Annotated in this window: 8 protein-coding genes; all 8 read right to left on the bottom strand. The window is 50.6% G+C overall.

Going from position 1 to position 12,329, the window contains the following annotated elements; translation table 11 throughout:
* Window positions 1-83: 83 nt before the first annotated feature.
* Entirely contained in the window at window positions 84-1,052 is a 969-nt protein-coding gene (locus NSS87_RS16175; RefSeq protein ID WP_339241224.1) for a glycoside hydrolase family protein, read from the bottom strand.
* Window positions 1,053-1,260: 208 nt separating this feature from the next.
* Entirely contained in the window at window positions 1,261-3,555 is a 2,295-nt protein-coding gene (locus NSS87_RS16170; RefSeq protein WP_339241222.1) for a chondroitinase-B domain-containing protein, read from the bottom strand.
* Window positions 3,556-3,697: 142 nt separating this feature from the next.
* On the bottom strand, window positions 3,698-4,750 hold the full coding sequence (locus NSS87_RS16165; RefSeq protein ID WP_339248591.1) for a glycoside hydrolase family 88 protein: 1,053 nt from the start codon (window positions 4,748-4,750) through the stop codon (window positions 3,698-3,700).
* 98 nt (window positions 4,751-4,848) lie between these two features.
* Window positions 4,849-5,724 (bottom strand): carbohydrate ABC transporter permease, encoded by an 876-nt coding sequence (locus NSS87_RS16160; protein ID WP_042188472.1) that lies wholly within the window; start codon window positions 5,722-5,724, stop codon window positions 4,849-4,851.
* A gap of 12 nt (window positions 5,725-5,736) precedes the next feature.
* On the bottom strand, window positions 5,737-6,690 hold the full coding sequence (locus NSS87_RS16155; RefSeq protein ID WP_042188470.1) for an ABC transporter permease subunit: 954 nt from the start codon (window positions 6,688-6,690) through the stop codon (window positions 5,737-5,739).
* Between the two features lie 103 nt (window positions 6,691-6,793).
* Complete coding sequence (locus tag NSS87_RS16150) at window positions 6,794-8,464, bottom strand: extracellular solute-binding protein (protein WP_339241219.1); 1,671 nt, start codon at window positions 8,462-8,464, stop codon at window positions 6,794-6,796.
* Between the two features lie 173 nt (window positions 8,465-8,637).
* Window positions 8,638-10,992: an AraC family transcriptional regulator gene (locus NSS87_RS16145; protein ID WP_042188468.1), complete on the bottom strand. Its 2,355-nt coding sequence runs from the start codon at window positions 10,990-10,992 to the stop codon at window positions 8,638-8,640.
* Window positions 10,993-11,013: 21 nt separating this feature from the next.
* A complete protein-coding gene (locus tag NSS87_RS16140; RefSeq protein WP_052404304.1) occupies window positions 11,014-12,195 on the bottom strand; it encodes a polysaccharide lyase 6 family protein in 1,182 nt (393 codons plus the stop codon).
* Window positions 12,196-12,329: the final 134 nt, after the last annotated feature.

Below are 12,329 nucleotides of genomic sequence, written 5' to 3'. Positions count from 1 at the left end.
AGCTCCCAACGTAATGGCATTTAAGCTTGTAGCTGCAGTCTTGATCACCGTATCCGATAATAATTTGCCACAGCTCCAGTGAATCATTGCTTCAAAGGTATAACCATGTTCCACGTATCGGAAGCATCCTTAAAACCATCACTGCCGTCCGAGACGGCCGCGAACAAATGAGTCGGCTTGCCGTTCTGGAACAACAGGAACGGCCGCTCCAGATTGCCCAGCGTCTGCACCGTACCGTCATCCCAACGCACCGTCCGGGAATAGCCTTGCGGCTGCCCACGCAAGCTCCATTTCAGTCCGTTCGACGACTTGGCGTAGATGCCGCCGTATTTTTCTCCGCATAGATGCCCTTCCATATCTTTGGCGATTAAATTGTATCCCTCGTTTGTTTGCCAGATAAAAGGGTCTTCGATATGGAAGGACTCTGGAGGAAACACCGGCTCGTCGCTCAGCACCCGGTACAGCCCCTCGTAGTGATCCGCATACGCAACGCCAATCGTCATACCGCCATGCAGGTTGCCTTCGTAGTGACGTGCCTTGTAGATCAGCAGCACGGAACCGTCCTCCCTGACACACGGAGCCGGATTGGAGGTCAGAAAGCTATCGAATCGGCCGGGACGTGTTGGCAATATCGGTTCATCCGCTCTGCGCCAGGGGCCCAAAACGCTGTCCGCTATAGCCAGACCTACCCGTTTGTTCGCCCGCGCCACGATGCATTGAGGATCGGTTAACCCGAAATTCCCGGGCGGCTCTGGATCGCTTAGCGGATGGGTCGAACCCGTATAATAAAGCAAATATTTGTTGTTGTGCTTGACGATATGGGGGTTGTGCGTGCAGCGTCCATCCCAATATTCCGCTCCCCTCGCCGGAAGCACCACCTCGCAGAATCGGTACGGTCCCTCGGGGGTATCCGAGTCTGCCCTGACAATCTCTGAAGCCGTCATCCAGCCGGGATGCATCGGCAGTGTCTTCGGCCAGCGCGAGGCAAACATATGGAATTTGCCGTCCTCACCCTTCACGACGGAACCGCACCATACCCAATAACCTTCCATACGGAAGCCGCCGCCACGTGGAGCCGGCAACATTGTGCTAGTATGCATGTACAGTCACCTCGTTTTTTCCCGCTGCTCCATAATTGCTGTGAAACATGGTCTCCCATCCTTCCAAATGAAGTGAATAACAGGACTGCTCCATACATCAATGGATCGACAAAGTCATGCCAGCGAGCCAACCGCCGGCATGCTTGCACATATATCGATCCTAAGGCGTATTCAGCCCCACATCGTCGGCCGCTAGCGGGCGATTCAGTAGAGGCGTGCCGGAATATTCGTCTGCCCCCACATCTACTGTCGCCCGCATTTGACCTTCCATATCCGCCAGCACGAACGCGTATGTTCCCACAGCTGCATCAATTGCCGGGCTGCTCGCGGACAGTTTCTGAATGCCGTTCACCGCAGTCAGCAGAGGATTGATATTTCGGATCTGCTCCGAGCTGCGCGATATGTTGCTAATAGTGCTGCCAAACCCGATGTTACCTTGGAACAGCGTATTTGTTGTCGCCGCCTCGTAATAAAGCGTGCCGGTGTTGTTGTATACGATATTGTTCGCCACGACGGAATCCTGCGGAGCATACGTTTTACCCGAGCCGATGACGATACCGGTTTTGCTGTTTACAATCGTATTGTTGACGATAAGCGCCCGGTAAACTTTCCATTGTTTGCGCAATTGTTCGACCGTCGGATTTGGAGGTGAGCCTCCAGTACCGCCGTCGAAGTCTCCGTTAGGCAAGTAGATTGCTTCGCCAGTCAAATTCTCAAAGTAGTTGTTATAAATCTTATGGTCATTGCCGAACATCCGGATGCCTTCCTGATCCGACTCCACACCGTCCCCGAGGAAGAAGTTACCATATACGCTGTTGTTATGGCCATGCCGCAGCGTCAGGCTGCCCTTGGACGTGCGGAATGTATTGAAGCGCACCGAATTGCTGCTGCTCTTGACCGATATGATTTCCGGCTCTCCATCGCAATTCTGAAATACATTGTATTGTATCGTATTATAGCCGTGGGAGAGCGTAAGACCCGACAAGCCGAGACGAATTGTCTCTTTGCCGTTAGCTACCCATGGGCCTACATCATGGAAATAGTTGTATTCGATAATATCGTATTGCGAAATTTGCCCTGAGCCATCCTGTCCTTCGTAAGCGATCAGCGGTTCGGTGTCGCTCTTCAGTCCGAAGTCGTTCCGGTCGATGCGGTTATGATGGCTGTTCGTGCCCCGCACTTGCAGCCACATCAAGCCACTCCCCGAGCTGGGAAGCGCAAACGTATTACGGGTCAGTTGCGCATGGTGCGAGCCTTCTAACACCACTGCGCCATTGCTTGTGTTCGTAAACTTTAATCCGTCCAGCACCACATGCGAGGAGTTCTCGATGCGGAAGCCTGACGCTCCCGAGATGATAGCCTGACCGCGGCTTTTCGCTTTAATGACGATTGGCGCGTTGGCAGTGCCGTTTTTGTTTTGAACAGCAAACGGGCTTGTACGCGAATACGTGCCGTTTGCCAACACAATCGTTTTACCCGCCGTAGCGGTTGCAAGCTCGGCAGCCAACTGCGTGGAAGTGCTAACTTCGACGACCGTCCCTTCGCTACCGCTGCCGCTTGAATCGCTACCATAAATTTCGACCTCGGCAAAGCTGTTCCAGGCGTTCACCGAGTTGCCATGGCCAACAATACGAACGTAGCGGACGGGGGCAACATCGGCAAAATCAAACGTCTGCAAGCTGTTGCTCAGACTGCTGACCGCTCCCGAAAGCACTGTACTGAAGTTGTAGCCATCATATGAAGTCTGGATATCAAAAGCGAAAGTTCGCTCCGCCCCGTTGGTGAAGGCGATCTTCACGTATTCCACCCGCTTGCTCGATCCAAGGTCGTATTGGATCCACTCCCCTTCGCCACTCGCTGACCAGCGTGTGTTAAGATCGCCGTCGATTGTATATGCGACGATATTGCCATCATCTCCGCTGGCCATAAGTTGTGGTAAGGTAATCGCCAACTTGCTTGCGCCTGGCGGAGATCCGTTCGCGGTGCCGTAGAGTTCAACTTCAGAATAACTGTTCCACAGGTTGGAGGAATTGCCGTGCCCAACGATCCTCACATAGCGGGTAGAATCGACATCCGGAAAATCGAACGTTTGCAGACCTTCCACAAGGCTGCTCACAACTCCGCTGCTGACGGTCGTAAAGGTGGAACCGTCCATTGACGTCAAAATATCAAAAGTAGAAGTGCGGCTTGACCCATTCAGAAATGCAATTTTGATGAAAGACAATTTGCGATTTACGCCCAAATCGTACTGGATCCATTGCATGTCGCCATTCGCCGACCAACGTGTTAAGAAATCGCCGTCCACCGTGTTGGCTGGAACGTTGCCGTCATCTCCGCTCGCCGTCACGTCGGAGCTGCCAATTGTGAACTTTGTATCAGCCGCACTTGCCGTTCCTGGTATTAACGCAACCAGCATACAGATCAAAATAATGAACGTCATACTTTTGGTTCCCATAATTCATTTTCATCCTTTCCATTATGAAATGATGGTTATTGAATCATTCCCTTCGTTCCGTCCGGCACCTCCTCTCAAGAATACGAAAGCCGGGAGGAGCTTCCTGTCCTCCCGGCTTCGTGATTATGGCCTTTGACCCCGCTTAAAAAACATGCTGGCTCCAGCCTTTGCTCTTCGCCAAAGCTTCAATATAATAGTAATCGCCGTATATCAGCGATACGTTGATGTTGGTATTGACTGGTTTATGACCGGTTGCGCCGAGCAGGATGCCTTCATACTCCGGCTTGTCGAGCGCACTGTAGTTGTTCGACAGCGAGCGAAGAATGCGCGTGGCCGCGCGCTGATATAAAGCGGCTTCCTCAGGAGCCACCTGCGACGCGATATCGATCAAGCCAGATGCTGCGCAGCTCGCCGCTGAGGTGTCGCGCGGCTCGTCCGTCAAGTCGGTCGCCGCACGGAAATCCCAATGCGGCACATCGTCTTCCGCCAACGCGCTGATGAAATAATGTGCCACCCCCTTCGCCGCATTCAAGTAACGTGCTTCTCCCGTATAGCGGTAAGCGCAGCTCATCCCGTAGAGCGCCCAAGCTTGGCCCCGCGACCAGGACGAATGCGGCGCGAAGCCCTGTCCGCCGTCATAACGCTCCACTTCGCCCGTCTCCGGATCAAAAATAACGATATGACGCACCGAGCCGTCGCCTCGGATGAATGAGCGAAGCACCATATCTGCATGGGCGACCGCAATATGCTTGAAGCGCGGATCATCGCTTTCTTCACTCGCCCAGAACAGAAGCGGCAAATTCATCATCGAATCGATGATCGACCAACCCGTCTGGTTGCGGGGCCAGGCTCGAATGAACTGTCCTGCCGGGTTGTACCTGCCCGCCAGATAGTTGGCGGCGAACAGGCCGCGCCGCCGAGCGTCCGGGTCGCCGGTCAGCTTGTAGCGGATAACCGATGTCGGCAGGAACTGAAAGCCAACATCGTGGTGGAAATGGTTGTCCCGCAAGTAACATTGCTCCATGCGTTCGTCCCAAGGCTCCGCCTCCTCCCGATAACGTTGCTCGCCGGTCATATCGTACAGAATCCACAGAATGCCCGGCCAGAAGCCTGAAATCCACTGATCCACTTTGATCTGGTCATATTTGCCCGCCGCCGAAACATGTGGCGCTTCTGTCCAGCCCGCTTCGATCATATGATCAACTTTAATCTTCACTTTATCCCACCAAGCCGTCAGCTCGGATGGTTTCAGGTTCACATTTTCATTGCTCATCTCTGAATTCCACCCCTTCTCTAACCTTTAATGGCACCGATCAAGGCGCCTTTCACAAAATATTTTTGCAATAGCGGATAGACCAAAAAAATCGGAAGGGTTGCTACCATAATCGTGGCGTATTTCAATGTTTCGCCCAATATGATGATCTCATCCTGGGAGGCTCCTTCCGCCATGGAGTTTGCCTCGCCAATAATCAAAATTTCTCGCAGGATCAACTGCAACGGATACAGCGACCGATCCTGAAGGAAGATCATGGCGTTAAACCAGGAGTTCCAGTGGCTTACTCCGTAATACAGGCCTACCACTGCAAGCACGGGCTTGCATAGCGGCAGGAAGATGCGGAACAGAATGCCAAAGTCATTGGCGCCGTCGATCTTGGCCGACTCTTCTAGCGCATCCGGCACTGCCTCGAACGATGTTCGCATGATAATGAGGTTAAATGCGCTTATTGCGGTAGGCAGGATCAGCGCCCACAGTGTGTCCGTAATGCCCAACCCTCTGACCAGCAAGTAGAACGGAATTAATCCACCGCTGAAAAACATGGTAAATACGATAAACAACGTAAGCTGCTTGCGATATTGCAATGTTTTTCTGGACAAGGCGTATGCGGCAAAAGAAGTAAGCAGCAAATTGAGAGCCACGCCTACAATGACAATAAATAATGTGTTGCGGTAGCCGAGCAGGATCATCGGGTTGCTGAATACCGCCTCATATGTTTCAAGCGAGAAGCCCAGCGGCTTCCAAAGAATGCCCTTATGCGCCATCATCAGCGCTGGTTCGCTGAATGAAGCAAATGCCACGTATAGAATTGGGTACACTGTTACAATCATGAGCGCGGACAAAAACAGCGTATTGCAAACCCGGAATATATGTTCACCCAAGCTTACTCGCATGCGAACCCTCCTCTACCACAAACCCGTATTGTTCAACTTCCGGCTTATCCAGTTGGAGCCGATAACAAGCGCGAAGTTAATCACGGAGTTGAACAATCCGACAGCGGAGCTGAAACTGAATTGAAAATCTTGAAGCCCGATCCGGTACACATACGAGGAAATGACATCCCCTGTCACATAAGTGGTCGGGTTGTACAACAGAATAACTTTCTCGAAGCCAACGCTCATAATTCGGCCAATGTTCAGGATGAGCAATATAACGAAAACGGGAAGCAGACCGGGTAGGGTAATATGAAGCATCTGCTTCCAGCGTCCACCCCCGTCGATCTTGCAAGCTTCATATTGCTCGAGATCGATCGCAGACAGCGCGGCCAAATAAATAATTGTACCCCAGCCTATATGCTGCCATATATTCGACGAAACGAAGATTGTCCGGAAAAAAGACGGCTCCAGCAGCATCGTAACCCTCTCACCACCGAAAAATGCGATAATATCGTTAATGACGCCGTCACTGCTCGTAAAATCTTTGATCATGCCGCAAATAATGACAAGCGAAATAAAATGCGGCAAATAAGTAATCGTCTGAACCGAACGCTTGAACAGTGCATTTTTCACCTCATTAAGCAACAAGGCGAGAATAAGCGGAGCGGGAAAACCGAAAATGAGATCGTACAAGCTAATCATCAGAGTGTTTTTTAACACCCGCCAAAAATACATACCGCCAAAAAAGTCTTTGAAATGCTCAAGTCCTACCCACGCGCTGCCCCCGATTCCAAGCCGGGGGTTAAAATCCTTGAACGCAATAATCGAACCGTACATCGGGAAATAATGAAAAATAATGAAATATAACAAAACAGGAGTAAGCATCATGTACAAATACTTGTTCTTAACCATGTCTTTCGCAATATTAAGCGGCAGACGACCGGCATGCGTGACTTTGCTGCGTCCCAGCTTCAATTGAGCCATCTCCTACTCCTCCTATCCAAATCCAGAATTATCAGCAGGGGATGGCTGCACCATTCCCTTGCCCCACGGCAGCCTGCAGCCAGCCGTGGGACGATACATGGAGTTATCTGTTGTTGTAGCGATCCAAAGCGCCTTGATAGATATCGATTACATCACGAATCCCCATATCTTCCAGCTGCTTCACAAAGCTGTCGAACTTGTCGAGCGGCTCGTTGCCCATTACAAATTTGATGAACATTTCTTCCAGATACGTGTTGATTGCCGTCATCGTCTGCGCTACCTTCTTGCTCTCATCTACAGTAGGCGTAATGAACGCGGGCAAAATATGTTTCGCCGCATCAGTCTCCGACCAAATCTGGACCGCCTCGTCCTGTTGTGGGAACGTGTTGGTCGTTTTTTGCTCATGCATCGGAAATGGACCGTTCGGAACCGTATACTGCGCCAACATCTGCTGTGAAGTGTACTTATCGTTTTTTACGATCATATCGGTAAATTTCGGAACGCCGTTGTCCATTGTGTAGCTTTCGCCTTCAACGCCGAAGTTGTACATCATGGTTCCTTGCTCGCTAAATGCGAAGTCCAGCCATTTTACGATCGTTTCTAGGTCTTTTGCCGATGTCGTCACGGCCGCGCTTGCTTTCGGGTTATATTTGAAATCGCGCTGTCCGGTGAACGGTTTTTCGCCTGCTTTCAATACCGGATAAGGAGCCGCTACAAGATCAAAAGCCGGATTTTGGGCTTTACCGGACTCCAGCCATTTGCCCATGCCGCCGCCCAGCAGGAAAACAGTCGCGCCGGACTCACCGTTCAGAAGCCGCTTATCCAGCGTGTCGCGTTCGACGATCGGGAAGTCTTTATCAATCAGCCCTTCGGAATACCACTGGCGGAACAGCGTCATAACATCCTTGTATTGCGGATCTAACGGACCGTATTTCACTTTGCCTAGGTCGTCAATATAGAAGCCGTGCGATGTTTTGTATGCGCCGAAGAACGCGTCCTGCAAATTCATTTTGTTCGCGTATAGCGCCGTCAGCGGTGCTACGGCGCCTTTTTTCTCTTTGAACGCCGTCAGAACCTTATGCCAATCGTCTATCGTTACAGGCAATTGCAGCCCTAGCTCATCCAACCAATCTTTGCGCAGCATTGGTCCGCGGAAGACTAATCCTTCCTCGTTTCGCACCATCGGGAAGACGTAATATTGGCCACTGTCGGTCTTCACCATTTTATCCAGCTCTGGATTAGCTTCCAGCATCTTCTTCAGGTTAGGCGCATATTGGTCGATCAAATCGTTTAGCGGTACGATAACCCCGTCTGAAATCGCCTTTTCCGGTCCACCCGGATAAATACTCCAGTCGTACTCCAGCACATCCGGCAGCTTGCTGGAAGCCAGCAACAAATTAAACTGCTCTTCAGCTTGACTTTCGGTCGGATGGATGTAATTCACTTTCACGCCGGTAGCTTCTGCAATCGCCTTCCCGATCGGCGCTTCCGCCAGATTCGTTGTAAATGTAATCAGGTTTCCGTTGATTGGAGCCCAGTATGAGAAAGTATCTTTTGTATCCAGCGGATACACCGGCATATCCGTTCCCTTGTTGCCTTTGCTTACGCCATCGCCGCCCTTATTGCTGACGGCGCTTTGAGTCGGCTCTGTCTTATCCTTGTTTCCAGAGCCCCCATTACTGGAGCATGCGGTTAACAACAATGAAAGTACCATTGCGATCCCCAGTGTGAGCTGCAGCCTCTTATGAGTCTTGACGTTGCGATTTTTCGCCATTGTGCCCTCCGTTCTTTTCGTCTCGAATATGTTGGTGTGAATACGCTTTCAACATATCGTTAATCCGGTGCCGCAAGCTATCGTTAAAACCTAAAATATACTGCAATTTCTCAAAAATGAGGGTAACAAAACCGCATGTATGCCACTTTTTCTTGAAAAGAAAAGCCCTAGAGCTACTTGACTTCCCTGTAGCGCCCGGGCGTTATCCCTTCAAATTTTTTGAATATACGATGGAAGGTATTCACATCGTTGTAACCAACCTTCAGCGATATTTCGCTGACCGTATATTTCCCGCCGATAAGCAGCAATTTGGCCTGCACCAGCCGCGTCTTGTTAATATAATCGAGCAGAGATTCGCCGGCAAGTTCCTTGAACAGTTTGGAAACATACGACGGCGTCATGGAGAAGGCTTCCCCGATCATCGAAATGTTCAGGTTCTCGTCCTGATAATACTCGTTGACATATTTCATGACCTTATCGATTAGCGGATTGCTGCAGTATTCGCGGTTATTATTAACGTAGCCGCACAGAAGCTCTAGCATATCGTAAAGCTGGCTGCGCATCTCCCCTACCGTCTGGCATTGCATCAGGCGTTCGATGGCGCGCACTCCGTCAGGCATATCCGGCTTGCCTGCGATGCGGATTTCGCCGATTACTTTTTGCAGCGTAGCCATTAGATCGAACATGAGACATTTGGCAGTATGAAAAGGAAACGGCTCCTTCGTCACATTTTTCTGAATGATCTCCCCGACGAACGCTTTTGCCTTATCGAGCTGCCCTTCGCGAACCATAACGATCAATTGCTGCTCGACCTTGAGCGGATAAAAATAACCACCTGGAGCAGCCCCTAGGTTGTCGTTACCGCTCAGGTCCCCATAATGAATAATGCCCCCGCTACCTACAATGATTCGGTATTCCATCGCCTCGATCGCTTCCTGGAACGCCTGGAAGATGCCATATTCGCCCTCCTGTTGCGCGCTGATGGCAGCGGTCAACTGTACATGAGCATAATTGGAGATGAACGACATCGTTTCTTCCGCGATGTGCCCCAGCTCCCCCCGCTGTTCCGTCGGCGATGCAAGCTGATGGTTGACGATGCAGGCGAGCAACTCCTGGTCCAGCTCTACCGCATAGGCGTTTACTGACTTTCGAGCGACCTCCTCGACCACGTTGGCGATCAGGAAGTGCAGCAATCGCTTATTATGGACCTGATCCTCATCCTTCCGATGGAACTTGCCGAAGTGCTCGATGCGCAGCAAAATAACAGAAAATCCGCCCAGCGGGAAACGCAGATCATAGGCTGAGAAAGATTCGTGCAACGGGATATGGCTGTCGAGTTGCCCCTTCAGCAGCCGCTGCAAAAAGTGCGATCTGAGTGTATTGTTATGCTGATTCAGCTTGTAATGAAGCTCCTCCTTCTCATGGAAGGTGCTGCTCAGCGCCTGCTCTAGAAAGGAGTATTCATTGGAGCCGCGATCAAAGGTAAAACCCGCCTTGAACGACAAGCTCTGGATCAGTGCATGGATCGGCAGGTAGTTCCGTTTGAGGAGCCAATACGTCACGCCACCGCCAACAATAAGGCAAAGCAAGATGCTGGCGATCGTCAATTGCTCTACCACGTTCATTTTCTGGTGATATACGTTCTCCGGCAGCGTCATCACATATTTCCATCCCGTAATGGATGAGGTTGTGTAGGATGCAACAAGCCGGTGACCGTCAGTCTCGATCTCAAGTTGCCCCGATTCTTTCGACATATCGCTGTATAATAGAGCAGGTTCCGACAGCGAATCGCCCGTAGACGCAATGAACCGGTTGTCTTTATCCAGAATAAAGATCGTACCTTTCTCAGGCGCCGAAGCTTGCTCTAGCAGCTTACTGCGGTCAATCATGAACAGTAAGACAGCTCCAGGTTGATTCATGATTGTTGAGTTCACATTTTGGGCATACATGACCGTTGGCCGCCACTCATTCTCTTCAGACACAACAACGGAGTGGTAGCCTTTAATGTACCCTTGGTCAAAATATTCTCGTAACGACTGGAAGGGCATATGCTCTTCAAGGCGAATATGGTCGTATAACGCTTCGATGTTCATACGGTTGTTGCGTGCGATGACCGTATCGCTATTTTTGTAGTAAATATAAATACCTTCAAGAAAATCGTTAGCGATTTCGTATACGCGCAAATCATTAGCGATTTGGTATACATCGTAGTGGTCCGAATCAGACAGATTGGTATCGGCCGAAATAAATGCTGCGATTCGCCTGTTGAGGCTCACCTCGAGGCTTAGATTCTCGATTCCTTTGAACTGGCTATCTATGGCTTGCTCCATCTGAAGAAGAATAGATTGGTTGGCACGGTTAATTTCAGCCTTTACAACGTTCAGCGTCGCGCCGTATATAACGCCGCTGATCAGAATGGGCACGAGCAGCACCGAGACGTAAGAAAGCATCCAGGTCATGTATACACTGCGATTTTTATGCCGGAGCTGCTTCAGATAGATTGTCCACCGGTTTCGAGTTTGGGCCATAGGTTCTCCTCCATGTTAGCTTTAGTCGGAGTCGGGACCGACGTCAATTCTTGTCAGAATAGCCGGACAACGAATATCCGCGACATCCGCTTTATGATTGTTAATACAAACCGCCGGAGACGGCCGGTATTCATAGATGGCCGGCTGCTCTTTGCCGCATATTCGATTGTAAGCGATTACACATTGCTCCGGCGCATAAGGAATCCGCTTGCCGAGCGTAATGCCGTGACGACAATTGACAATCGTATTATTCACTACGCTGGCTCGATAGACGCGCCAATGTTTCCTCAGTTCCTCCTGCGTCGGCGCCTCGGGATAGCCGTCCGATCCGCCATCGTAGTTGCCGCCATCAATGAGCAGCGCATCCAACGTCAAGTTTTCCATATAGTTTTCAAAAATGTGATGGTCGTTGCCGTAAATGCGAAATCCGCCCATTTCTTCCTTCACGCCATCGCCGATAAATACATTATTATGAAAGCGATTTCCATGTCCGTGACGCGCTGTCACTTGGCCGGCGGAGTTAAGGAACGTGTTGTACCGGACTGTATTATAGCAGCTTTTTACCGAAATAATCTCGGGCTCTCCGTCGCAATTTTCAAACAGGTTGTGTTGAATGGTAATATAGCCGTTCGAGAGAGAGATGCCGGACAGGCCGAGCCGGATCGCTTCAAGCCCATTGACGACACGCGGGCCTATATGATGAAAATAATTATATTCAATGACATCATGCTGCGAGATTTGTTCACCGTCGCCATCAAAAACAACGAGCGGTCCAAGGTCGGCCTTTGGCCCGAACTCGTTGCGTTCGATCCGGTTCCAGCCGCTGCCGCTTCCCAGCACTGACAGCAGGCTATACTCCGCCCCAACCTGTCGCGGCTCAAATCTATTCCGCGCAATCCTCACATGCTGCGAACCGTCCAGAATGATAGATTCGCGCTGCCCGACCTGGAAATGCAGTCCCCATACCTCTACATAAGCAGAGTTCAAGATGCGTATACTTGATTCTCCAGCGATCGTCGCTTTTCCTTTATTTACAGCGCGAATGCTTAATATTGCGGTGTCCGATCCTACTTTGCCTTCAATAATATAATCTTCATTCCGTTCGTAAACGCCGTCTGCCAACAAGATCGAAGAACCAGGTTCTGCCCGGCCAATGGCTGCCGCCAATTCGTCGCTACTCGATACCCAATAAATAGTAGTCATTTTCCCACCTGCTTCCTATAGAATAGGCGGATATGAACCGCAGCCTCTTCAGGATCATATCCGCAACTTCACAACCTCTATTATGAAAGATACGTTTCCCATGCCATAGTGTAAAAAAATGAAGCAATCATAAA

This window comes from Paenibacillus sp. FSL F4-0243 (genome assembly GCF_037963295.1).
Taxonomy (GTDB): domain Bacteria; phylum Bacillota; class Bacilli; order Paenibacillales; family Paenibacillaceae; genus Paenibacillus_AQ.
This window is presented reverse-complemented; position numbering and strand designations above follow the sequence as displayed.